The 22812-nt window shown below is 68.9% G+C and carries 20 protein-coding genes; 18 read left to right on the top strand and 2 right to left on the bottom strand.

Going from position 1 to position 22812, the window contains the following annotated elements; translation table 11 throughout:
* Positions 1-18 precede the first annotated feature (18 nt).
* Positions 19-939, bottom strand: coding sequence for a LysR family transcriptional regulator (locus D7006_RS16710; protein ID WP_237353826.1), 921 nt, complete (start codon positions 937-939; stop codon positions 19-21).
* A gap of 104 nt (positions 940-1043) precedes the next feature.
* On the opposite strand from D7006_RS16710, the gene D7006_RS16715 reads away from it, so the two are divergent.
* From D7006_RS16715 to cls, 8 genes are all read left to right on the top strand, one after another.
* The gene (locus D7006_RS16715) at positions 1044-2216 is read left to right on the top strand and encodes an MFS transporter (protein WP_237353827.1); all 1173 of its coding nucleotides are present in this window, start codon (positions 1044-1046) and stop codon (positions 2214-2216) included.
* A 226-nt stretch (positions 2217-2442) separates the two neighbouring features.
* A complete protein-coding gene (locus tag D7006_RS16720; protein ID WP_237353828.1) occupies positions 2443-3414 on the top strand; it encodes an ABC transporter substrate-binding protein in 972 nt (323 codons plus the stop codon).
* A 10-nt stretch (positions 3415-3424) separates the two neighbouring features.
* The gene (locus D7006_RS16725) at positions 3425-4246 is read left to right on the top strand and encodes an ABC transporter permease (RefSeq protein ID WP_169122997.1); all 822 of its coding nucleotides are present in this window, start codon (positions 3425-3427) and stop codon (positions 4244-4246) included.
* 35 nt (positions 4247-4281) lie between these two features.
* On the top strand, positions 4282-5112 hold the full coding sequence (locus D7006_RS16730; protein WP_237356936.1) for an ABC transporter ATP-binding protein: 831 nt from the start codon (positions 4282-4284) through the stop codon (positions 5110-5112).
* 77 nt (positions 5113-5189) lie between these two features.
* Positions 5190-7067, top strand: coding sequence for an ATP-binding protein (locus tag D7006_RS16735; protein ID WP_237353829.1), 1878 nt, complete (start codon positions 5190-5192; stop codon positions 7065-7067).
* Complete coding sequence (locus D7006_RS16740) at positions 7057-8430, top strand: sigma-54 dependent transcriptional regulator (RefSeq protein WP_237353830.1); 1374 nt, start codon at positions 7057-7059, stop codon at positions 8428-8430. Before D7006_RS16735 ends, D7006_RS16740 begins: the two co-directional genes overlap by 11 nt.
* A gap of 16 nt (positions 8431-8446) precedes the next feature.
* The gene (locus D7006_RS16745) at positions 8447-9295 is read left to right on the top strand and encodes a 3-keto-5-aminohexanoate cleavage protein (protein ID WP_237353831.1); all 849 of its coding nucleotides are present in this window, start codon (positions 8447-8449) and stop codon (positions 9293-9295) included.
* A 68-nt stretch (positions 9296-9363) separates the two neighbouring features.
* Positions 9364-10809, top strand: coding sequence for a cardiolipin synthase (gene cls / locus D7006_RS16750; protein ID WP_237353832.1), 1446 nt, complete (start codon positions 9364-9366; stop codon positions 10807-10809).
* Positions 10810-10857: 48 nt separating this feature from the next.
* Here cls and D7006_RS16755 read toward each other — a convergent pair whose 3' ends face one another.
* Positions 10858-11376, bottom strand: coding sequence for a MarR family winged helix-turn-helix transcriptional regulator (locus D7006_RS16755; RefSeq protein WP_371744956.1), 519 nt, complete (start codon positions 11374-11376; stop codon positions 10858-10860).
* 139 nt (positions 11377-11515) lie between these two features.
* On the opposite strand from D7006_RS16755, the gene D7006_RS16760 reads away from it, so the two are divergent.
* The 10 genes from D7006_RS16760 (at position 11516) to D7006_RS16805 (ending at position 22810) form a co-directional block, all read left to right on the top strand.
* Positions 11516-12793: an amidohydrolase/deacetylase family metallohydrolase gene (locus tag D7006_RS16760; RefSeq protein WP_237356937.1), complete on the top strand. Its 1278-nt coding sequence runs from the start codon at positions 11516-11518 to the stop codon at positions 12791-12793.
* Positions 12790-13653: an alpha/beta hydrolase gene (locus tag D7006_RS16765; protein ID WP_237353834.1), complete on the top strand. Its 864-nt coding sequence runs from the start codon at positions 12790-12792 to the stop codon at positions 13651-13653. The genes D7006_RS16760 and D7006_RS16765 overlap by 4 nt, the downstream gene beginning before the upstream one ends.
* The gene (locus D7006_RS16770; RefSeq protein ID WP_237353835.1) at positions 13650-16007 is read left to right on the top strand and encodes a xanthine dehydrogenase family protein molybdopterin-binding subunit; all 2358 of its coding nucleotides are present in this window, start codon (positions 13650-13652) and stop codon (positions 16005-16007) included. The genes D7006_RS16765 and D7006_RS16770 overlap by 4 nt, the downstream gene beginning before the upstream one ends.
* Positions 16004-16867 (top strand): xanthine dehydrogenase family protein subunit M, encoded by an 864-nt coding sequence (locus tag D7006_RS16775; RefSeq protein ID WP_237353836.1) that lies wholly within the window; start codon positions 16004-16006, stop codon positions 16865-16867. The genes D7006_RS16770 and D7006_RS16775 overlap by 4 nt, the downstream gene beginning before the upstream one ends.
* Entirely contained in the window at positions 16864-18078 is a 1215-nt protein-coding gene (locus D7006_RS16780) for a 2Fe-2S iron-sulfur cluster-binding protein (RefSeq protein ID WP_237353837.1), read from the top strand. The genes D7006_RS16775 and D7006_RS16780 overlap by 4 nt, the downstream gene beginning before the upstream one ends.
* A gap of 40 nt (positions 18079-18118) precedes the next feature.
* Positions 18119-19273, top strand: coding sequence for an ABC transporter substrate-binding protein (locus tag D7006_RS16785; protein WP_371745121.1), 1155 nt, complete (start codon positions 18119-18121; stop codon positions 19271-19273).
* 100 nt (positions 19274-19373) lie between these two features.
* Complete coding sequence (locus D7006_RS16790; RefSeq protein ID WP_169123010.1) at positions 19374-20246, top strand: branched-chain amino acid ABC transporter permease; 873 nt, start codon at positions 19374-19376, stop codon at positions 20244-20246.
* Positions 20243-21292, top strand: coding sequence for a branched-chain amino acid ABC transporter permease (locus D7006_RS16795; protein WP_229643746.1), 1050 nt, complete (start codon positions 20243-20245; stop codon positions 21290-21292). The genes D7006_RS16790 and D7006_RS16795 overlap by 4 nt, the downstream gene beginning before the upstream one ends.
* Positions 21289-22113 carry an ABC transporter ATP-binding protein gene (locus tag D7006_RS16800; protein WP_229643745.1) on the top strand — a complete coding sequence of 275 codons (825 nt, stop codon included), beginning with the start codon at positions 21289-21291 and terminating at the stop codon, positions 22111-22113. The genes D7006_RS16795 and D7006_RS16800 overlap by 4 nt, the downstream gene beginning before the upstream one ends.
* A complete protein-coding gene (locus D7006_RS16805) occupies positions 22106-22810 on the top strand; it encodes an ABC transporter ATP-binding protein (RefSeq protein ID WP_169123013.1) in 705 nt (234 codons plus the stop codon). The genes D7006_RS16800 and D7006_RS16805 overlap by 8 nt, the downstream gene beginning before the upstream one ends.
* The last annotated feature ends 2 nt before the right edge of the window (positions 22811-22812 follow it).

Consider the following 22812-nt stretch of genomic DNA (forward strand, 5'->3'; position numbering starts at 1 on the left):
CCCGCCCTATTGCCACACTCAGGCCGGCGGCGCGCGGCGGAGCTTCTCGGCGAGGAAATCCACGAAGACGCGCACCCGGGCCGGCGTGTTGGCCCCACCCACGAACACCGCGTGGATGCTTTCCCGATCCTGCGGGTTGAACGCTTCGAGCAGCGGCACCAGCGCGCCACTGGAAAATCCGCCGCGCGCATTGGCCTCATCGATGTGGAAGTTGCCGACGCGGGTGATGCCAACGCCCTGCGCGGCGAGCTGCACCAGCGTCTCGCCATTGTTGGCGGTGATGTTGCCCTTCACCTCCAGCATGTAATCGCGCCCGTCCTCGCGGAACGGCCAGCCGGGCTCGATGCGGCGGAAGCTGAAATCGAGGCAATTGTGCCGGGCAAGGTCCGCCGGCACCCGGGGCGTGCCGTGGCGGGCGAGATAGGAGGGCGCGGCGATGACGGTGCGCCCGGTCTCGCCGAGGCGGCGGGCGGTCAGCGGGCTGTCGGCGAGGGGGCCGAAGCGGATGGCCACGTCCACCCGCCCGCCGAGCACGTCGGCGATCTCGTCGCTCAGCTCCATCTCCACCTCGATGTCCGGATAGCGCGCCACGAATTCGCCGAGCAGCGGCACGATGACGAGGCGGCCATGGGCCATGGAGGCGCTGACGCGGATGCGCCCGCGCGGATTGGCGCGGTCGGCCAGCGCCGCTTCCGTCTCGTCGATGTCGGCGAGGATGCGCCGGGCGGCGCGGGCATAGGCCTCGCCTTCTTCCGTGAGGCGCAACTGGCGGGTGGTCCGCACCATCAGGCGCACGCCGAGCCGCGCCTCGATGCGGGCCAGGATGCGGCTCACCGCCGAGGGGGTGAGACCCAGCTCGCGGGCCGCCCCTGAGAGGCTGCCGGCACACGCGACCTTGAGGAAGGCGGCCATCTCTCCGGTCCGGTCGGGGCGGTCCATTCGTGACTCCGGCGCACAGATGCTGGACCCGGATCGTCTCTATTGCTGCACTGCAATGTCAACCATATTCCGTGGCAACACGATTTGCCCCGGAGTTCCCTCCCATGAAGATCAACCTGCCGCTGGTGGCGCTCGCCATCGGCGCCTTCGGCATCGGCGTCACCGAATTCTCGCCCATGGGGATGCTGCCGATCATCGCCTCGGACCTCGGCGTCTCCATTCCCGCCGCCGGCCTGCTGGTGAGCGCCTATGCCTTCGGCGTGCTGGTGACCGCACCCATCATGACACTCGCCTTCGCCAGCATGCCCCGGCGCCGGCTGCTGGTGCTGTCCATGGGCATCTTCACCGTGGGCAACCTCATCTCCGCCTTCGCCGACGGCTACTGGATGCTGCTCGCCGGCCGCATCGTCACCTCCTTCAACCACGGCGCCTTCTTCGGCGTGGGCGCGGTGGTTGCGGCGAGCGTTGTGCCGGCGGACAAGCGCGCCGGGGCGGTCGCCGCCATGTTCTCGGGCCTCACCATCGCCACCATCGGCGGCGTACCGCTTGCGGCATGGGTGGGCGAGGCGGTCGGCTGGCGCGTGGCCTTCTTCGGCATCGCCGTCATCGGTGCCATCGCCATGGTGGCGGTGCGCCTCTCCCTTCCGCCGCTGGAGGTTCAGGGCGAGAGCGACATGCGCGCGGAACTGAAGGTGCTCATGCGCGGCCCGGTGCTCGCCGCATTGCTGCTGACCGTGGTCAGCTCCAGCGCCATGTTCACCGTCTTCACCTATATCGCGCCGATCCTGCAGGTGGAGACCGGCGCCGCCTCCGGCTTCGTCACCGCCATGCTGGTGGTCTACGGGCTGGGTCTCGCGCTGGGCAACTGGCTGGGCGGGCGCTTCGCCGATCGCTCGCTGGACGGCACGCTCATCGGCTCGCTGACGGCGGTGGCGGTGCTGCTGGTGCTGTTCGTGCCGGGCATGCGCTCGCACCTCGCCACGGTGCCGCTGGTCTTCCTCTGGGGCATCGCCAGCTTCGCCCTCGTGCCGCCGCTGCAGATGCGGGTGGTGCACGAGGCGTCCGAGGCGCCGCACCTCGCCTCGGCCATGAATATCGGCGCCTTCAACCTCGGCAATGCGCTGGGCGCGGCGCTGGGCGGCGCGGTGATCGATGCCGGCCTCGGCTATCCCGCCGTCTCCCTCGCGGGCGCGGGCACGGCCCTCGCGGGCCTCGCCTTCACGCTCCTCCTGCGGCGCAGCCGCCAGCGCCTGAAGGCCGCGACAGCCTGCGGCTGACGGCCCGCGATCCGGCGGTGACAGCGTCCGAAGGGGTGGCGGAATTCCGCCACCCCTTTTCTTTGCATCGGCGGATTTTCGCCCGGCGATTTTCTCGGCTCCGCAAAAAACCAACATCATCACAACGCATTAATTGAGTCCGGCGCAGGCCGCATGGCTGGCATGCGCGGTGCAATGGATGGCGCATTCGAACCGGCACCAATGCCGGGCTCCTGGGAGAAGCGCCATGCTTAAACGACTTCGCATCACCGCCACCCTTGTGTCCGCCGTTCTGATGTCCGCCGTTGCGGCGGGCGCGGCCACGGCGCAGGAAACCGTGCGGGTGGGCAACCTCAAGCTCGCCCATTTCGCCGGCGTCTCCTACATGAAGGAGATCGCGCCGAGCTGCGGCATCACCATCGATCTCAAGCTCTTTCCCAAGGGGCCGGACGTGATGCAGGCGATCCTCGCCGGGGAGCTGGACGTGGGCGCCACAGCATCCGAGGCGGCGATCTCCGGCCGTGGCAATGGCGCGCCCATCTATATCGTCGGCGGCTTCGCCAGCGGCGGCGCGCGCCTTCTGGCGACCCCCGACAGCGGCATCAAGTCGGTGCCCGACATGAAGGGCAAGCGCGTGGGCGTCACCCGCGGCTCCATCCAGGAAGTCCTGCTGGCCGCCGAGCTCGGCAAGAACGGCATGTCCGCCAAGGACATCACCATCGTCTATCTCGGCTATCCCGACCTCAACCAGGCGCTGCTGCAGAAGCAGGTGGACGCCATCATGCAGACCGAGCCGCAGTCCGCGCAGGCCATCGCCCGCGGCTTCGGCGTGGAAGTGCTGAAGCCCTACGACACGCCCATCGGCTCGCCCATCCGCACGCTGGTGATGAGCGAGAAGTTCTACAAGGAACACCCCGAGACGGCCAAGAAGCTGATGGATTGCTTCGTGAAGGCGCAGAAGACCTTCATGAACGACCCCAAGGCCGCCGAGAAGTTCGTGACGCAGGACGTGTTCAAGGGCCAGCTCACCGGCGAGGAATTCCAGGAAGCTCTCGCCAACTCGCCCTACTCCCTCGACATGAGCGCGGACCACATCCAGAAGACCACGGACGTGATGGCCAAGTACGGCGTCGGCAAGATGTCCGCCCCTGCCAAGGCCGAGGACTGGGTGAAGCTCGATCTGCTCAACGCCGCCAAGTCCGCCAACGGCGTGAAGTGAGGGCGGCCCCATGAACATTTCGCGCTTCAAGGCGCTCGGCGAGGGGCTGCTCGTGCCCGTCGCCGTGGTGCTGCTCTGGCAGATTGCGTGCTCGGCCGGCTGGGTGAACCCCATGGTGCTCCCCTCCCCCGCCGCCGTCGCGGCGCGCTGGTGGAGCTACCTCGCCCCGCTCGAACCCTTTGACCCGGCAACGGAATCGAAGATCGCGTGGATCTTCTCCGGAGAGTTGATCCACGATTCCCTCGCCAGCCTGTCTCGGGTGGTGATGGGCTTCGTCGTCGGCGCGGGCCTCGCGCTGCCGCTCGGCCTGTTCATGGGCACGAGCGATTCCATCTATCGCTATGTCAATCCGCTGATGCAGGTGCTGCGGCCCATCCCGCCCATCGCCTATATCCCGCTCTCCATCCTGTGGTTCGGCCTCGGCAATGCGCCGGCAGTGTTCCTCATCGCCATCGGCGCCTTCTTCCCGGTGCTGATGAACACCATCGCCGGCGTGCGGCACGTGGACAGCATCTATATCCGCGCCGCCCGCAGCCTCGGGGCGAGCCGCCTCACCATCTTTCGGCGGGTGATCCTGCCGGCGGCGACGCCCTACATCCTGTCGGGCGCGCGCATCGGCATCGGCACCGCCTTCATCGTGGTGATCGTGGCCGAGATGATCGCGGTCAATAACGGCCTCGGTTTCCGCATCCTGGAGGCGCGGGAATACTTCTGGTCGGACAAGATCATCGCGGGAATGCTGACCATCGGCCTGATCGGCCTTGCCATCGATCTCGCCGTCAGCCGCCTGAACAATCATCTGCTGCGCTGGCATCGCGGCCTGGAATCGTAGGGAACGCCATGCCCACCGCAACGCCCCTCGCAACCATGCCCGCCCCCTCCCCCGCCGTGATGGCGAACGCCGCCCGGCCGCACATCGTGGTGTCGGACGTCGACAAGCGCTTCGTCATCCCCGGCGGCGAGATCGTCGCCCTGAAGGACATCGACCTCACCATCAACGAGGGCGAGTTCGTGTGCCTGCTCGGCCCCTCGGGCTGCGGCAAGTCCACCCTGCTGAACGCCATCGCCGGCTTTTCGGCACCCACGACCGGCACCATCACGGTGGACGGCCGCGCGGTGAAAGATCCGGGCCCAGACCGGGGCATGGTGTTTCAGGAATATGCCCTGTTCCCGTGGATGACGGTGGCGCAGAACATCGCCTTCGGCCTTGAGATCAAGGGCATGAGCCGCGCCGAGATCGAGCCGAAGGTGAACGAGCTGCTCGCCATGCTGAAGCTCGCGGAATTCCGCGACCGCTTCCCCAAGGACCTGTCCGGCGGCATGCGCCAGCGCGTGGCCATCGCCCGCGTGCTGGCACTCGACAGCCCGGTGATGCTGATGGACGAGCCGTTCGGCGCGCTCGACGCCCTCACCCGCCGTTCGCTTCAGGACGAGCTGATCCGCATCTGGTCGGCGACGGGCAAGACCATCGTGTTCGTCACTCACTCCATCGAGGAGTCCATCTATCTGGCGGACCGCATCGTCGTGCTCACCTACCGGCCGGGCACCATCAAGCGGGATATCAAGGTGGAGCTGCCGCGCCCGCGGGATTCCGCCTCCACCGCCTTCAACGAGCTGAAGCGGGAATTGTCCGCCCTCGTCACCGCCGAGCAGCACCGCTTCGAGGAGGTCGAGGTCAAAGGCTTGACCACCGACTGAGGGCGGACCAGCATCCCCCGCGACATGGCCGGGCCACGCAAGGCCCGGCCTCACCGCCTTGAGGACGTGCGATTTCCATGCGACCGAACCGCATCACGGCCCTCGGCGCCGTGCTGTCCGCCCTGCTGGCGGCGGCTGCGGTTTTCGCCGTTCTGGAAGCCGGAGAGATGGCCGAGGCCCGGGTGGGCGAGCGCCTCGCCTCGGATGCGCGCCACCGGGCGGAAATCTATGCCCAGAGCCTCGAAGGCGCCATCGAGCGGTTCGGCTATCTGCCCGCCGCCGCCGCCCTCGATGAAAACGTGAAGCGCCTGCTTGCCACCCCCTCGGATGGCGAACAGGTGGCCCGGGTGAATGCGTATCTCGAGACGCTGAACCGCGCCGCCGGCGGCACCGTGCTCTATCTGCTGGCGCCCGGCGGCATGACCATTGCCGCCTCCAACTGGAACACGCCGGAAACCTACGTGGGCACGGATTTCAGCTATCGCCCCTATTACACCGAGGCCATGGCCGGCGGCACCGGCCGTTTCTATGCGGTGGGCACCCTCACCGGCGTGCCGGGCTATTTCATCAGCGCGCCGGTGATGGTGGATGGCAAGGTGGCCGGCGTGGTGGCGACCAAGGTCAATCTCGACCCGCTGGAAGCGGTCTGGCATGAGGCCGCCGATACCGTGCTGGTGGCGGACGAGCACGGCATCGTCTTCCTTGCCTCGGACCCGAAGTTCAAGTTCCGCGCGCTTCGGCCCGTCGACGCCACCGCCGCCGCCGAGATGGCCCGCACCCGCCAGTATGGCCACAAGTCCTATCCCCTGCTGCGCATGGGGCGGGGCGAGGATGAGGGCGGCCTGAAGGTGCTGTCGGGCTCGGACATCAGCCCCGCCGGCCTCGTGCTGCGCGACGAGAAGGATTTGCCCACCTACGACTGGCAGCTGCAGCTCTTCACCGATGCCGCGCCGGTGGTGCTGGCGGGGCGGTCCGCCCGCATCGGCATGACGCTGGCGCTGGTCATCCTCGGCCTCGTCGGCCTCTATTGGCGCCAACATCTGCGGCGCGCCCGCGAAACCCTTGCCGCGCAGGCGGCCCTCGCCGCCGCCCATCGCGAGCTGGAGGGCAAGGTGGTGGAGCGCACCGCCGACCTCTCCGCCGCCAACACCCGCCTCGCCGCCGAGATCGAGGAGCGGCGCCGCGCCGAAAGCGAGCTGCGCGCCGCGCAGGACGAGCTGGTGCAGGCCGCCAAGATGGCGACCCTCGGCCAGATGGCGGCGGGCGTGACCCACGAGCTGAACCAGCCGCTGACCGCACTCCGCGCACTGGCCGACAACACCGCCAAGCTGCTCCAGCACGGCCGCGAGGAGGATGCGGAGGCGAACCTTGCCCGCATTGCCACGCTGGTGGACCGCCTCGGCAAGATCACCGGCCAGTTGCGCGCCTTCGCCCGCCGCACCTCCAGCGAGAAGGGGCCGGTGGATGCCGCGGCGGTGCTGGCGGAAAGCCTCGCCATCCTCGCCCCGCGCTTGCGCGCATCCGGCGCACGCGTCGTCAGCGCACTGGACCCCGACGCCGTGCAGGTGATGTTCGAGCCCATCCGCCTCAGCCAGGTGCTGGTGAACCTCGTGGGCAATGCCCTCGACGCGGTGAAGGGGCGGCCGGACGCGGCGGTCCGCATTGTCTCCCATCGCGATGGTAGCCGCATCGTTCTCACGGTGGAGGACAATGGGCCGGGACTTTCGGATGGCGCGGCCGAGCGCATCTTCGATCCCTTCTTCACCACCAAGCCGGCCGGCGAGGGGCTGGGGCTGGGCCTGCCGATCTCCCTCGCCATCGCCCGCGACTTCGGCGCCACCCTCACCGCCCGCACCCGAGCGGAAGGTGGCACCGCCTTCGATCTGGCAATGGACGCGGCCGAGGCTGAAGCACATCTGACCCTTCCCGCGGAGCCGCTGCGCCATGTTTCCTGAACGCGCCTTCTCCGCCGAGACCGAAGCCCCACGCCACGCCAGCCGCCCCCGGGTGCTGCTGGTGGACGACGAGGAGATGATCCGCGTCTCCATCGAGCAGACGCTGGACCTCGCCGGCATCGACGTGGCCTCGTTCGCCAGCGCCGAGGCCGCCTTGCCCGCCATCGGCCGGGACTATCCCGGCATCGTCGTCACCGACGTGCGCCTGCCCGCACGCGACGGGCTGGAGCTTCTGGCGGATATCCGCCGGCGCGATCCGGAGCTGCCGGTAGTGCTCATCACCGGCCATGGCGACGTGGCCATGGCGGTCAGCGCCATGCGCGAGGGCGCCTACGACTTCATCGAGAAGCCGTTCGTGAGCGACGCCTTCGTGGAGGTGGTGAAGCGCGCGCTGGAGAAGCGCGCCCTCGTGCTGGAAAACCGCCGCCTGCGCACCGCCCTCGACCGGGGCGATGCCATCGAGCGGCATCTCGTCGGCCAGTCGGCGGCCATGCGGCGCCTGCGCGACGACATCGCCCAGCTCGCCTCCACCAGCGCCGACGTGCTGGTGCTGGGCGAGACCGGCGCCGGCAAGGAGCAGGTCGCCCGCGCCCTGCACGAGGGCGGCGTCCGGCGCGACAAGCCGTTCGTCGCGGTCAATTGCGGCGCCATCCCCGAAAGCATGTTCGAGAGCGAGATGTTCGGCCACGAGGCCGGCGCCTTCACCGGCGCCGGCAAGCGGCGCATCGGCAAGATCGAACACGCTTCCGGCGGCACCCTCTTCCTCGACGAGGTGGAGAGCATGCCCCTCGCCATGCAGGTGAAGCTGCTGCGCGTGCTGCAGGACCGGCGCATCGAGCGCTTGGGCTCCAACACGCCGGTGCCGGTGGACCTGCGCGTCATCGCCGCCACCAAGGAAGACCTCGGCGCGGAAGCCGATGCCGGACGCTTCCGGAAAGACCTGTTCTTCCGTCTCGACGTGGTGAAGCTCGCCTTGCCCCCGCTGCGCGAACGGCGCGAGGATATCCCGCTCCTGTTCGAGCTGTTCCTGGTGCAGGCGGCGGTGAAGTATCAGCGGCCGGTGGTGGAGGTTCCGCCCTCGCTGCGCCGCGCGCTGATGCTGGCCGACTGGCCGGGCAATGTGCGCGAGCTGAAAAATGCTGCCGAGCGCCACATGCTCGGCTTCCTCGCGCCCGATTTCACCGGCGGCGCCGCTGCCGCGCCGAGCCTCAACGAATTGCTGGACCGGGTGGAGCGCCTCGTCATCGAGGATGCGCTGAAAGCCTCCGGCAACCGCGTCTCCGCCGCCGCCCTCGCCCTCAACATTCCCCGCAAGACCCTGCACGACCGCATGAAGCGGCTGGGCCTCACCACCACCGACTGACACATCCGGACCGTTCATGACTGCTACCGCCCCCGCCGAGGCCCTCCTCTGGCCGCCCCTCGTCATCGCCAACGCGCCCAACGGCGCCACCCGCACCAAGGCGGACCACCCGGCCTTGCCCATGACCGCGGCGGAGCTGGCGCGCAACGCGGCCGAGATCGTCGAGGCGGGCGCCGCGCTCATCCACATCCATGTGCGCGACGGCGAGGGCCGGCACCTTCTCGATGCGGAGGCCTATCGCGAGGCCACCGCCGCCATCCGCCGGGAGGTGGGGGACAGGCTGGTGGTACAGGCGACGTCCGAGGCGGCGGGCCGCTACAAGGCGCCGGAGCAGATCGCCGTGGTGCGCGCCCTGCGGCCGGAGGCGGTCTCCCTCGCCTTGCGCGAGATCATCCCGGACGAGGCGCACGAGGCTGCCGCCGTCGACTTCTTCGCCTGGCTGCGGCGCGAGCGCATCATGGTGCAGATCATCCTCTATTCGCCGGAGGAGGTGCATCGCTATTCCGCGCTGAAGGGGCGCGGCGTGCTGGGAGACGGCGAGGATTTCCCGCTCTTCGTTCTCGGCCGCTACACCAGCGGACAGGTCTCCACGCCCGCCGACCTCGTGCCCTTCCTCGCCGCCGCCGGCACGCCGCCGCGGCTTTGGGCCATGTGCGCCTTCGGGCCGAAGGAGAATGCCTGCGCTCTCACGGCCGCCGGCCTCGGCGGTCATGTGCGGGTCGGGTTCGAGAACAACCTGTTCGCGCCCGACGGCACCCTGGCGGACAATAATGCCGCGCAGGTGCGGCGCGCAGCGGAGGGGGCGCGGCTGCTGAACCGGCCGCTCGCCACGGCCGATGGGGTGCGGGGACTCTACGCCGCCTGACGGCGTTCGCGCCAGCGGCGAAGATGATCTAGAACGGCAGCGCTCCTCTCACCGGGCGTGCCGCCGACATGCAAGACTCCGCCGTCATCGCCTGGGTGTTTTACGCCGCCCACCTCAGCCTGCAGATCATCTTCGTCGTCCGCGCCCTGCTGCGCCCCCATCGCGAGCCCGCCTCGCGCATGGCCTGGGTGCTGGTGATCCTGCTGGCGCCCGTGGTGGGCATGCTCGCCTACGTCCTGTTCGGCGAGGTCAATCTGGGGCGCAAGGCCGTGGAGAGCCTGCGCGCGGCCGTGCGCGCCCTGCCGCCGGCGGACGGTGTCGCCGGACCTTCGGCGGAGGCGGACATTCCCGAGCGCCATGTGCCGCTGTTTCGGGTCGGCCAGTCGGTGAACCATTTCCTGCCGGTGGCGGGCAACCGCGCGGAACTGCTCCCGGATTCCGCCTCCGCCATCGCCGCCATGGTGCGGGACATCGATGGCGCGCGGCAGAGCGTGCATGTGCTGTTCTACATCTGGCTCGATGATGCGAGCGGACGATCGGTGATGGAGGCGCTGAAGCGCGCGGCGGCGCGGGGCGTTGTCTGCCGGGCCATGGCGGATGATCTCGGCTCCCGCGCCCTCATCCGCTCCCCCTTGTGGCGCGACATGGCGGCGGCGGGGGTGCGGCTCGCCACGGCCCTGCCCATCGGCAACCCGCTGCTGCGTCCGTTCAAGGGGCGCATCGACATGCGCAACCACCGCAAGATCGTGGTGATCGACAATGCCATCACCTATTGCGGCAGCCAGAACTGCGCCGACGCCGCCTTCGCGGTGAAGGCGAAGTTCGCCCCCTGGGTCGACGTGATGGCGCGGTTCGAGGGGCCGGTGGTGCGCCAGAACCAGCATCTGTTCGCCAGCAACTGGATGGCGCAGGTGGAGGAAGACCTCGCGCCCCTCTTCGCCGAGCCCCTGCCGCCGCAGCAGCCGGGCTTCGTGGCGCAGGTGATCGGCTCGGGGGCGGGCGTGCGCTACTCGGCCATGCCGGAGATGTTCGTCGCGCTGATGAATGCGGCCCGGCGCGAGCTGGTCATCACGACGCCCTATTACGTGCCGGATGAGCCCCTGCAGGCGGCCCTCTGCTCCGCCGCCCGGCGCGGTGTGGCGACCACCATCGTGTTCCCCAGGCGCAATGACAGCTGGATCGTCGCCGCCGCCAGCCGCAGCTATTACCACGAGCTCTTGGAGGCGGGCGTCGAGATCCGGGAATATGTCGGCGGCCTGCTCCACGCCAAGACGCTGACCCTCGACGGCGAAATGACCCTCATAGGCTCCGCCAACATCGACCGCCGCAGCTTCGAGCTGAATGCGGAGAACAACATCCTCCTCTACGACCCCGCCTTCACCCGCACGCTGCGGGAACGCCAGCAGGTGTTCCTCAATGCCGCGACGCCGGTGACGCAGGACGATGCGGACGCCTACAGCGCGCCCCGCCGCCTGTGGAACAACACCATCGCCATGCTCGGCCCGGTGCTGTAGCGCTGCTGTTTTCTCAGGCGCCTATTTTTTAGGCGCCTGCTGCCGAAATCAGAGCAGATCGGACGAGGCCTGCCGTCCGCCATGGGCCGCGACGATTTTCTTCATGGCTTCAATGAATTGCTGCCGCTCCTCGGGCGTCAGCATCTCCACCGTCACCGCATGGGCGCGGCGGGCGGCAGCCTCCATCTCCTCCAGCAGGCGGCGCCCCTCCTCGGTGAGCGAGCAGCTTTGAGAGCGACGGTCGGTGGCCGACGTGCCGCGCCGCACGAGGCCCCGCGCCTCAAGGCGTTTCAAGGCCCCGGTGGTGGTGGTGCGATCCAGCGCGACAATGCGCGACAGGGTGGTCTGGTCCGCCTCGGCGTGGTCCGCGAGCGCGGACAGCAGGCTGTATTGCACCGGCGTAACCCCGAACGGGGCACACAGCTCAGAAAACAGGCTGACATGGATCTGGTGCACCCGCCGTGCGAGGAAGCCCGGTCGGTCCGCGAGCGGCCAATCCTCATGGATCACGGCCTCGGGCTCCTCCTTGGAGGCCTTTGAATTTTTACGCGTTTTCGTCACGTCCATCCCCTCCGGCGCGTGGCGCCGCTCTCGGAAAATTGATCTAAATCAAAACTGGCACGCGCCCTGCATTTGGAAAATGCGACGTATGCTTCGCTTTTCCAAGGCGGTCCCGAGACCGCACATGCATGGACGGAGACCCATGATGGCTGAACCCGCCGGCTACGATATCCTCCTCAAGGGCGGACATGTCATCTGCCCCGCCACCGGCATCAACGGCATACGCGACGTCGCCGTCCGCGATGGCCGCATCGCTGCGGTGGAGGAGACGATCCTCCCCTCCAGCGCCACGGAGACCATCGACGTCTCCGGCAAGCTGGTGCTGCCCGGCATGATCGACACCCATGGCCATATCTACCAGTACGTGACCGGCCGCTTCGGCCTCAACCCGGATATGGTGGGCGTGCATTCCGGCGTCACCACCGTGATCGACCAGGGCGGCCCCTCCTGCATGACTTTGCCGGGATTCCGCAAGTTCATCGCCGAGCCGTCCGACACCCGCATCTATGCCTTCCTCTCCGCCTATCTCGTGGGCGGCCTCGAAGGCCATTACTACCCCAACCTCTACAGCCCGGACTGCGTGGACATCGACGCCACCGTGCGCTCCGCCATCGCCAACCGGGATCTCGTGCGCGGCATCAAGGGCCATGCGGAGATCGGTGGCTTCGCCCGCTGGGGCATCCGGGTGATGGAGATGGCGGCGGAGATCGCCCGCCGCGCGGAAATCCCGCTCTACGTGCATTTCGGCACCCTCTGGGGCCTGCCGGAGAGCGGCGCCAACGGCGAGGACGCCGACACCATCCTCGAGCGCGTCATCCCGCTGCTGAAGGAAGGCGACGTGCTCGCCCATCCCTTCACCCGCCATCCCGGCGGCTTCGTGAACCAGAAGGGCGAGGTCCACCACGTCATCCAGGCGGCCCTCGACCGCGGGCTGAAGGTGGATGTGGGTCACGGCAGCCACTTCTCCTACCGCCTCGCGAAGAAGGCCATCGCCGCCGGCGTCGTGCCCCATACGCTGGGAGCCGACATGCACGGCTACAATACGCACGTCCCCGCCCCCGCCGGCACGCCGGAGGAGCACTATGACGACGAGAACCACCCCTTCAAGGGCCAGGCGCGCTTCAGCCTCACGCAGGCGATGAGCTCCATGATGGCGCTCGGCCTCTCGCTGGAACAGGTGGTGCCCATGGTCACCATCAATCCCGCGAAGATGATCGGCCTCACCGACCGCGTCGGCTCGCTCACCGTGGGCTATGCGGCCGACATCTCAGTGCTGGACGACAATCGCGGCCGCTTCCTGCTGCGCGACAACGAGGACACGAAAGTGGTGGCCGAGCGCCTGCTCACCCCCGCTTTCTGCCTGCGCGCCGGCAAGAAGTTCGACGCCGACGCCGTCATCCTGCCCCAGGCGGTGGCGGCGTGAGCCCGGCATCCGCAGCCGTTCGGCCGGCCCCGCAGGAGGTCTGGGACACCCTGTCCCAGGCCGAGCGGGATGCGGCTTACAACAACAATGCCGCGGTGAAGGACAGCGCGGCATGGGTCGAGGCGCGCGACAAGGCGGCCCCGCTTTTCCGCGCCGCCACGCCTGCCCATCTGGACATTCCCTATGGCTCTGGCGCCCGGCAGAAGCTGGACATCTATCCCGGCAAGCCGGGGGCGCCCTGCCTTTTCTTCATCCATGGCGGCTACTGGCAGCGCAACACCCGCGAGGTCTTCGCCCATTATGCGGAAGGCCTCCTCGCCCAGGGCTGGTCGGTGGCCATGCCCAGCTACACGCTGGCGCCGCAGGCACGCCTCGGCGCGATCGTCGATGAGATCGGCGCGGCGCTCGATCTCATCGGCAGGGATGGCGCGCAATATGGCCTCACCGGTCCGGTGGTGATCTCCGGCTGGTCGGCGGGCGCACAGCTGGCGGTGATGCAGCTGGACCATCCCATTGTTGCCGCCGGCCTCGCCATCTCCGGCGTCTATGAATTGGCGCCGCTGCGCGACACCTTCCTGAACGCCGCGCTCGATCTCTCGGACGCGGAGATCGCCGCCTGCTCGCCGCTCCGTCACGACCCGTCGCCGAAGCCGCTGGCCATCGCCTACGGCACGGCCGAAGTGCCGGCGCTGGTGCACGATTCCCGCGCGCTGGCGGCAAAGCGCGTGGCCGCCCATGCGCCGGGGGCGCTGTTGCCCATCCTCGGCGCCAACCACTTCTCCATCCTCGACGAGTTGCGCCGGCACGACGGTCTTCTGGTGCGCGCGGCGCTCGACCTGATGCCGGGAGCCCACGCATGAGCGAACCCCGGTCCCACGAGGGCGTCGGCGCCCGCCTTCCCCGGAAAGAAGACGACCGGCTGATGCGCGGGCGCGGCCAGTTCATCGCCGACATCCGCATGGCGGGGATGCAGGACGTGGCCTTCGTCCGCAGCCCGCTGGCGCATGCGCGCATCCGCGCCATCCATGTGCCTGACGATCTGAAGGGCCGCGTCTTCACCGCCGCCGACCTCGACGGGGTGAAGCCCATCCGCGCCGTCTCCGGCCTGCCCGGCTTCAAGGTGTCGGAGCAGCCGGTGCTCGCCACCGGCAAGGTGCGGCAGGTGGGAGAGCTGATCGCCATGTGCGTCGCCGACACCCGCGCCGAGGCCGAGGACATGGCCGCCCGCGTGGAACTCGACCTCGAGGAGCTGCCCGCCCTCCACGACATGCTGGACGCCCGCAAGCCCGGCGCGGCGCTGGTGCACGAGCACTGGGGCGACAATGTCTTTCTCGAAAGCCTCGTGAACATCAACATCGAGGCCGCCTTCGACGCGCCGGTGAAGATTTCGCGCACCATCTCCACCGCCCGCCAGTGCATGGCGCCCATCGAGGGGCGCGGCACGGTGGTGCATTTCGATCACCGCTCCGACCAGCTGGTGGTGCACACCGCCAGCCAGATGCCGCACATCGTCCGCTCGGGCCTCTCCGAATGCCTGGGGCTGGAAGAAGGACAGATCCGCATCATCTCCCCGGACGTGGGCGGCGGCTTCGGCTACAAGGCCATCCTGCTCAGCGAGGACGTCTGCCTGGGCTGGCTCACGCGGAAGATCGGCCGGCCGGTGCGCTGGCTGGAGGATCGCCGCGAGCACCTGACCGCCAGCGCCAATTGCCGCGAGCACCATTACGAAATCACGCTCTATGCCGAGCGCGACGGCACGCTGCGCGGCATCGATTGCGAGGCGAGCGTGGATAGCGGCGCCTATTCCGCCTATCCCTTCTCCGCGTGCCTTGAAGCCGCGCAGGTGGCGAGCATCCTGCCCGGCCCCTACGACTTCCCGGCCTATCGCTGCCGCACCTGGTCGGTGGCCACCAACAAGTGCCCGATCCTGCCCTATCGCGGCGTGGCGCGCACCGGCGTGTGCTTCGCGCTGGAAGTGGCGCTGGATGCGCTGGCGGCCGAACTCGGCCTCGCCCCGGAAGTGGTGCGCCTGAAGAACCTCGTGCGGCCCGAGCAGATGCCGTTCGACAACATCACCAACAAGCATTTCGACAGCGGCAACTATCCGGAAGCTCTCCGGCAGGCGCTGGACGCCATCAAGGCCGATGCGGTGCGCACGCGCCAGCTCGCGGGGGAGCCGGACGGCCGCCGCATCGGCCTTGGCCTCTCCATCTATTGCGAGCAGGCCGCCCACGGCACCTCGGTCTATTCCGGCTGGGGCATTCCCATGGTGCCCGGCCACGAGCAGGCCGGCGCGCGCCTCACCCCGGACGGCGGGCTGGAACTGCGCATCGGCGCCCATTCCCACGGCCAGGGGCTGGAGACGACGCTGGCGCAGGTGGCCCACGAAATCCTCGGCATGCCGGTCGCCCGCACCCGCCTCGTTCATGGCGACACGGCCATGACGCCCTATTCCACCGGCAGCTGGGGCTCTCGGGTGATGGTGATGGCCGGCGGCGCCGTGGCCACCGCCTGCACCGAGCTGTCCGAGCGCATCCGCCGCATCGGCGCGCACATGCTCCAGGCGCGGCCGGAGGATGTGCGGCTGGAAGCCGGGCGCGTCATCGGCCCGTCCGGCGACGTGACCATCCAGCAGGTGGCCCACACCTGGTATCGCCGCCCGCAGGACCTGCCGGCGGACGTGGACCCCCACGGCCTCGAAGTCACCGCCGGCTACAAGCCGGTGCGCGACAGCGGCACGTTCAGCTACGCCGCCCACGCGGTGGTCGTTGCGGTGGACCCCGACCTCGGCGAGGTGGAGATCCTCGATTACGCCATCGTGGAAGACGGCGGCACGCTGGTGAACCCCATGGTGGTGGACGGCCAGATCATCGGCGGCCTCGCCCAGGGCATCGGCACTGCACTCTACGAAGAGATGGCGTTCGACGCCTCCGGCCAGCCGCTCGCCTCGACGCTGGCGGACTATCTGCTGCCCGGCGCGCCGGAAGTGCCCATGCCCTTCATCGGCCACATGGAAACGCCCTCGCCCTATACCAAGTTCGGCGTGAAGGGCATCGGCGAGGGCGGGGCCATCGCGCCGCCCGCCGCCATAGCCAACGCCATCAACGACGCACTGCGCCCGCTGGGCGCGGAGATGCTGCGCTCCCCCGTGACGCCCCGGCGCATCGTGGAGCAGGTGCTGGCGGTGCGCGCCGGCGAAAGGAGCGCGGCATGAAGCCCGCACCCTTCCGCATCGAGCGCCCGCGCACCATCGCCGACGCTGTCGCGCTCCTCGCCTCGGGCGGAGACGGCGCCAAGGTGATGGCCGGGGGCCAGTCCCTCGGCCCCATGCTCAATCTGCGCCTCGCGACACCCGACCTGATCGTCGATCTCTCCGGCATCGACGCGCTCCGCTCCATGCGCGAAGAGGCCGGGCACATGGTCTATGGCGCCCTCGTCACCCACGCCGATGTGGAGGACGGCCGCGCGCCGGACGTGGGCGCGAACATTCTCCGGCGGGTGGCCGGCGGCATCGCCTATCGCGCCGTGCGCAACCGCGGCACCATGGGCGGCAGCCTCTCCCACGCCGATCCCGCCGCCGACTGGGTGAACGCTTTGTCCGTGCTCGGTGCGGAGGTGGAGATCGCCGGACCGGCGGGCACGCGCCGCCTCGCCATGGGCGCCTTCCTCGCCGGAGCGCTCGCCACGGCGCTGGAGCCGGGCGAGATCCTTGTTTCCGTGCGAGTGCCCAAGGTGCCCGCCACCGCGCGCTTCGGCTATGTGAAGCACTGCCGCAAGGTGGGCGAGTTCGCCCACGCCATCGGCGCCGTGCTGATCGATCCCACCACCGGCACCGGCCGCGCGCTGATGGGCGCCATCGACGCGCCACCCCTCGTCTTCGCCGACGCCGCGACGCTCTTCGGCGGCCAGATCGATGCCGGCTTCGCCACGCGCTTCGACGCATCCGCCGCCGATGCTGCGCTCGCCGCCGCCGGCATGGCGGACGCGGTGGACCGCCATGTGCATGTGGAGGTGCTGCGCCGCGCCGCCACGCAGGCCGCCAGCCTCTTCACCGACACGCGGAGCGCGGCATGACCGCTTCGCCAAGGCCCGAGACCATCGCCATGGGCGCGTCCCGCATGATTTCGCTGACCCTCAACGGCCGTCCCGTGACGGCCGAGGCGGAGGGGCGCACCAACCTCGCCGATTTCGTGCGTGACACGCTGAATTTCACCGGCACCCATCTCGGCTGCGAGCACGGTGTGTGCGGCGCCTGCACCATCCTCGTGGACGGTGAGCCGGCGCGCGCCTGCCTCTCCTTCGCCGGCGCCTGCCAGGGGGCCGATGTCGTCACCATCGAGGGGCTGGACGACGATCCCGTCACCACCGAATTGCGCGCCGCCTTCAATCGCGAGCACGCGCTCCAGTGCGGCTTCTGCACGCCGGGCATGCTGGTCTCCGCCCGCGACCTCGTGCTGCGCCTGCCCGAGGCGGACGAGACCCGCATCCGCCTCGGCCTCGCCGGCAATCTCTGCCGCTGCACCGGCTATGCGGGCATCGTGAAGGCCGTGGCCTCCGTCATCGCCGCACGGCGGGCACAGGGCATCGGCCCCATGACCGCCGACCGGCCTCTTGGCCCGGTGGGCGCGCGGGCGGGGGGAGCGGTTTCCGCGGCCCAGCCGGCGAGCGTTGCCATCACGGCGCTGCCGTCCTCCGTCACCACCTCCCTCGCCGAGGATTTCACACCTGCCCACAGCTTCGAACAGAGCTTCGAGGTGCCCTTCCCGCCGGCCGAGGTATTCGCCTTCTTCGGCCGCATCGAGGAGGTCGCCGCCTGCCTGCCGGGCGCGGTCATTGATGCCATGCCCTCGCCGGAAAACGTGCAGGGCGGGATGCGGGTGAAGCTCGGCCCCATCGCCACCACCTTCCGCGGCAGCGCCCGCATCGGCCGCGATGACGCGACTACGAGCGGCACCATCCATGGCGCGGGGGCGGACGGGCGCTCGCGCACGGAAGGCCTCATCCGCTATCGCGTCACGGACGGCGCTGCGCCCGGCACCGCCCGCGTGGTGCTCGACGTGGGCTACACGCTGAAAGGGCCGCTCGCCCAATTCGGCCGCCCCGGCCTCGTGCGCGAGGTGGCGGGACGTCTCATCGCCGAGTTCGCCGCGAACCTCGAGGCCCGCCTTTCCGGGAGCGAGGCCCCGCCCGCCGAGGCGCGCGGCCTCGATCCGCTCAAGCTTCTCATCTCGCTCGTTTCCGACTGCCTTGGCCGCCTGTGGCGCCGCGGCGGCCCCACTTCTTGACCCTGACTGCCCCTTTCGAGACTGGAGACCAACCATGTTGATGTCACGCCGGACGACACTCGCCGCTCTCGCCTTCAGCCTTCTCGCCGGCACGGCCTTCGCCGCCGACACCATCAAGATCGGCGTCAACGAGCCCCTCACCGGCGCCTTCGCGGCGTCCGGCACCTATGTGGTGAACGGCGCCAAGATCGCCGCCGACGAGATCAACGCCAAGGGCGGCATTCTCGGCAAGAAGGTCGAGCTGGTCATCGAGGACAACAAGAGCAACCCGACCGAGGCCGCCTCGGTGGCCGAGAAGCTCATCACCTCCGACAAGGTGCCGGTGCTGATGGGCGCGTGGGGCTCCTCGCTGACGCTGGCCACCATGCCGAAGCTGGAGGAATATTCCGTGCCGATGCTGGTGGAGACCTCCTCCTCCGGCAAGATCACCACCTCCGGCAACCCCTTCATCTTCCGCATCTCGCCGCCCTCCTCCGTCGAGGCCGAGGCGTTCGAGCCCAGCGTCAAGAAGCTCGGCCTGAAGAAGGTGGACTTCCTTGTCATCAACAACGACTGGGGCCGCGGCGCCGCCGCCGACTTCTCCAAGATGCTGAAGGCCAACGGCGTCGAGGTCGGCCTCGTGGAGACCATGGACCAGTCGGCCCAGGACATGAGCGCCCAGCTCGCCAAGCTGAAGGCCTCCGACGCCGACACCATCATGGTGACCAGCGCCGTCGACCAGCTGACCCTGCTGTTCAAGCAGATGGCGGCCCTCGGCCTGAAGAAGCGCATCATCACCACCGGCGGCTCGCAGAACCCGGACCAGATCATCGCCCAGGCCGGCGCTGCGGCGGACGGCACCATGCACCTCACCACCTTCCTGCCCTGGTGGCCGGAGAAGACCCCGAACCCCGAAGCCACCGCCTACTTCCTCGGCGAGTGGAAGAAGCGCGGCTTCGACTTCGCCGGCGCCACCGAGAGCTTCCGTGGCTATGACGGCATCCGCACCGTCGCGGCCGCCATCGCGGCGGGCGGCGGCACCGACCCGGCCTCCATCCAGAAGGGCTTCTGGAAGGTGGACTTCATGGGCCTCAACGGTCCCATCAAGTTCAACAAGAGCGGCCCGGCGGGCAAGGAGAGCGGCCAGTCCAAGCCCAACGTCTACATCATCGAAATCTCCGGCGGGAAGGTGAACCAGGTTCAGCTCGGCGGCTGAGCCGGCACTTCTCAAATCCCCGCCCTCGGGCGGCGCTTCAGGTGAGGGACGGCGAAGGTCGCCCCTCACCCTGCCCCGAACGCCAGACCGGACAGGCCAGATGGACCAATTGCTGCAACACATCTTCAACGCGCTGGTGCTCGGCGGCACCTATGCGCTCCTGGGCATCGGCCTCACCTTGATCTTCGGCATCATGAACGTGGTGAACTTCACCCATGGTGCCCTCTACACCTTCGGCGGCTACGCCATGTATCTGGCGGCGGTGGCGCTGGGGCTGAACTTCTTCGTCGCGCTGCCGGTGGCCCTCGTGGCCGGCCTCGTGCTCGGCGCGATCATCGAATTCACCCTGCTGCGGCCGCTGCGGCGCTCTGACATCGACACCACCATGCTGGTGATGATCGGCGCCGGCATCATCATGCAGTCCGGCACGCTCTGGATCTTCGGCGGCGTCGCCAAGGCGGTGCCCACGCCCTTCCCGGCGCAGCCGCTCACCTTCGGGCCGGTGTCGCTCTCCTATGTGAACCTGTTCGTGCTGTGCGCGGCGGTGGCGCTCATCGCCATCACCTACTTCACCATCAACGGCACCAAGCTCGGCCGCGCCATGCGCGCCACCTTCCAGGACCACGACACGGCCGCTTTGATGGGAGTCAACGTCTCCCTCATCTACACCGCCACCTTCGCCATCGGCTCGGCGCTGGCATCGGCGGCGGGCGCGCTGCTCGGGCCGGTCTATGTGGTGACGCCGCAGATGGGCGACCTCGCCGCGGTGAAGGCCTTCGCCATCGTCATTCTCGGCGGCCTCGGCTCCATCTCGGGTGCCACCATCGGCGGCTTCATCCTCGCCTTCGCCGAAGAGCTGGGCGCCGGCTACATCTCCTCGGGATATCGCGACGCCATGGGCTTCCTCATCATTATCGCGGTTCTGCTGGTGAAGCCCACCGGCCTGTTCGCGCGTGCGGAGCGGATCGGATGACGCGCTTCATCGCCCCCCTCTTCCTCGTCGTCTTCGCCCTGCTGCCGCTGGGCCTGACCGACCCCTATCTGCTGAATGCCCTCATCATCACGGGCATCCTCACCATCTGCGCCATGAGCCTCAACCTGCTGCTCGGCTTCACCGGGCAGCTCAGCCTCGGGCATGTGGCCTTCTTCGGCATCGGCGCCTATGTGAGCGCGCTCACCGCGCTGGGTTTCGACGTGAGCCTGCCGTTCGGCCTGCGCGTGACCCACGAGGGCGGCTCGCCGCTCCTCGGCTTCGTGCTCGCCATCGTGCTCACCGGGCTCTGCGGCTATCTCATCGGGCGGCTGTCGTTCCGGGTGCGCGGCGCCTACTTCGTCATCGTCACCATCTCGTTCGCCGAGGTGGTGCGGCTCGTGGCGCTGAACTGGGTGGAGCTGACACAGGGCCCCCTCGCCCTCACCGCCATTCCCAACATGGTGCTGCCGGTGCCGAGCATCGGCGACGTGGCGCTGCGCTCCAAGATGCAGAACTATTATCTGGTGTTGGCGGTTGGGGTGGCGAGCTATCTCCTCATCGCGCGCCTCGTCGCCTCGCGCTTCGGACGGGCCATGCGGGGGCTGAAGGAGAACGAATCCCTCGCCCTCTCTCTCGGCATCAACGCCACCCGCACGCTCACCGTCGCCGCCACCGTCTCGGCCGCGATGGCGGGGGCAGCGGGCAGCCTTTATGCCCACTACATCCGCATCATCGATCCCGACGTGTTCCTGTTCTCCTACACCGTCACCATGGTCATCATGGTGGTCTCCGGCGGTAAGGGCACCTTGGCGGGGCCGCTGGTGGGCGGCATCATCTTCGGCCTGCTGCCGGTGGCGCTGCGCCCGGTGATGGCGCCGGAAGCGCAGTGGATCGTCTACGGCGCCATCCTCATCGCCATCCTGTTCCTGATGCCACGCGGCATCGTGCCGGCACTGGAAGGCCTCGGCGAACGCATCGCCGCACGCCGCAAGGCCGGCGACAAGCCGACGGACGCGATGCCTGCCAAGATGGGAGCGAACCCATGAGCACGACGAGCAGCAGCGCCATCCTGAACGTGGAGCACGTGGGCATGAAGTTCGGCGGCCTCACGGCCATCGCCGACCTGCATTTCGACGTGCATGAGGGCGAAATCCTGAGCCTCATCGGCCCCAACGGTGCCGGCAAGACCACCGCCTTCAACATCATGACCGGCTTCCTCAAGCCCACGCAGGGCCGGGTGCTGTTCCGTGGCCGCGACCTCTCGCAGACCCGGCCGAACGAGATCGCCCGCCTGGGTCTTGCCCGCACCTTCCAGCGCACCAGCGTGTTCGCCGACGACAGCGTGCGGGACAACGTGCTCATCGGCCTCCACCGCTTCGGCGACGACACGCGCGCGACGGCCCTCCTCGACCGCCTCTTCCCCACCCCCGCCGCACGGCGGGCCGAGAATGCGGTGCGCGAGCGGGCCGAGGCCATCATCGACATGGTGGGCCTTTCCGCCCGCGCCGGCGACAAGGCCGGCTCCCTCTCCTATGGCGAGCAGCGCCTCGTGGGCTTCGCGCTGGCGCTGGCGGTGGAACCCAAGATGCTGCTGCTGGACGAGCCGGTCTCCGGCATGAACGCCTCGGAGACACAGGGCTTCGTGCGCCTCATCCGAAAGGTGCGGGACGAGGGCGTCACCATCCTCCTCGTGGAGCACGACATGCCCATGGTGATGGAGGTCTCCGACCGCATCGTCTGCCTCAACTATGGCCGCCTGATCGCGGAGGGCCCACCCGAGGCCATCCGCACCGATCCCAAGGTCATCGAGGCCTATCTCGGCAAGAGCGCCGCGAAGCTGGAGCAGCGGGAGGTGGCCCATGCTTGAGATTTCCGATCTCGTCTGCGGCTATGGACAGGTGGCCGCACTCCGGGGCATCTCGCTGACCGTCGGGGAGGGGCAGCTGGTGGCGCTGGTGGGCGCCAACGGCGCGGGCAAGTCCACGACGCTGCGCACCATCTCCGGCCTCGTGCCGGCGCGTGCCGGCTCCATCCGCCTTCAGGGCGACGACGTGACCCGCGCCGGGCCGCAGAAGATGCTGAAGCTCGGCGTCGCCCACTGCCCGGAAGGCCGGCGGGTGTTCCCGCACATGAGCGTCTCGGAAAACCTCGCCATGGGCGCCTATCTGCGCGCCAGCGATGCCGGGCTGAAGGCGGACTACGAGCGCATCTATACGAGCTTTCCCCGCCTCGCCGAGCGCCGCCATCAGATGGCCGGCACGCTTTCCGGCGGCGAGCAGCAGATGCTGGCCATCGGCCGCGCACTGATGTCGAGGCCCCGCCTCGTGCTGTTCGACGAGCCCTCCCTCGGGCTCGCGCCCAATATCGTGGAGCAGATGTTCGCCATCATCGGCTCCATCCGCGACGCCGGCACCACCGTGCTCCTGGTGGAGCAGAACGCCTTCGCCGCGCTGGAACTGTGCGACTACGCCTATCTGCTGGAGGCCGGGCGCATCGTCATGTCCGGCAAGGGTGCGGACCTCATCGACGATCCCCACGTGCGGGCGGCGTATCTGGGAAGCTGACG

The organism is Xanthobacter sp. YC-JY1 (genome assembly GCF_021730305.1).
In the GTDB taxonomy this organism is placed as follows: domain Bacteria; phylum Pseudomonadota; class Alphaproteobacteria; order Rhizobiales; family Xanthobacteraceae; genus Xanthobacter; species Xanthobacter flavus.

Excerpts from the sequence above, each read along its gene's own strand:
- D7006_RS16710 (WP_237353826.1), bottom strand. The coding sequence starts at position 939 with ATGGACCGCCCCGACCGGACCGGAGAGATGGCCGCCTTCCTCAAGGTC.
- D7006_RS16715 (WP_237353827.1), top strand. The coding sequence starts at position 1,044 with ATGAAGATCAACCTGCCGCTGGTGGCGCTCGCCATCGGCGCCTTCGGC.
- D7006_RS16720 (WP_237353828.1), top strand. The coding sequence starts at position 2,443 with ATGCTTAAACGACTTCGCATCACCGCCACCCTTGTGTCCGCCGTTCTG.
- D7006_RS16725 (WP_169122997.1), top strand. The coding sequence starts at position 3,425 with ATGAACATTTCGCGCTTCAAGGCGCTCGGCGAGGGGCTGCTCGTGCCC.
- D7006_RS16730 (WP_237356936.1), top strand. The coding sequence starts at position 4,282 with ATGCCCGCCCCCTCCCCCGCCGTGATGGCGAACGCCGCCCGGCCGCAC.
- D7006_RS16735 (WP_237353829.1), top strand. The coding sequence starts at position 5,190 with ATGCGACCGAACCGCATCACGGCCCTCGGCGCCGTGCTGTCCGCCCTG.
- D7006_RS16740 (WP_237353830.1), top strand. The coding sequence starts at position 7,057 with ATGTTTCCTGAACGCGCCTTCTCCGCCGAGACCGAAGCCCCACGCCAC.
- D7006_RS16745 (WP_237353831.1), top strand. The coding sequence starts at position 8,447 with ATGACTGCTACCGCCCCCGCCGAGGCCCTCCTCTGGCCGCCCCTCGTC.
- cls (WP_237353832.1), top strand. The coding sequence starts at position 9,364 with ATGCAAGACTCCGCCGTCATCGCCTGGGTGTTTTACGCCGCCCACCTC.
- D7006_RS16755 (WP_371744956.1), bottom strand. The coding sequence starts at position 11,376 with ATGGACGTGACGAAAACGCGTAAAAATTCAAAGGCCTCCAAGGAGGAG.
- D7006_RS16760 (WP_237356937.1), top strand. The coding sequence starts at position 11,516 with ATGGCTGAACCCGCCGGCTACGATATCCTCCTCAAGGGCGGACATGTC.
- D7006_RS16770 (WP_237353835.1), top strand. The coding sequence starts at position 13,650 with ATGAGCGAACCCCGGTCCCACGAGGGCGTCGGCGCCCGCCTTCCCCGG.
- D7006_RS16775 (WP_237353836.1), top strand. The coding sequence starts at position 16,004 with ATGAAGCCCGCACCCTTCCGCATCGAGCGCCCGCGCACCATCGCCGAC.
- D7006_RS16780 (WP_237353837.1), top strand. The coding sequence starts at position 16,864 with ATGACCGCTTCGCCAAGGCCCGAGACCATCGCCATGGGCGCGTCCCGC.
- D7006_RS16785 (WP_371745121.1), top strand. The coding sequence starts at position 18,119 with ATGTCACGCCGGACGACACTCGCCGCTCTCGCCTTCAGCCTTCTCGCC.
- D7006_RS16790 (WP_169123010.1), top strand. The coding sequence starts at position 19,374 with ATGGACCAATTGCTGCAACACATCTTCAACGCGCTGGTGCTCGGCGGC.
- D7006_RS16795 (WP_229643746.1), top strand. The coding sequence starts at position 20,243 with ATGACGCGCTTCATCGCCCCCCTCTTCCTCGTCGTCTTCGCCCTGCTG.
- D7006_RS16800 (WP_229643745.1), top strand. The coding sequence starts at position 21,289 with ATGAGCACGACGAGCAGCAGCGCCATCCTGAACGTGGAGCACGTGGGC.
- D7006_RS16805 (WP_169123013.1), top strand. The coding sequence starts at position 22,106 with ATGCTTGAGATTTCCGATCTCGTCTGCGGCTATGGACAGGTGGCCGCA.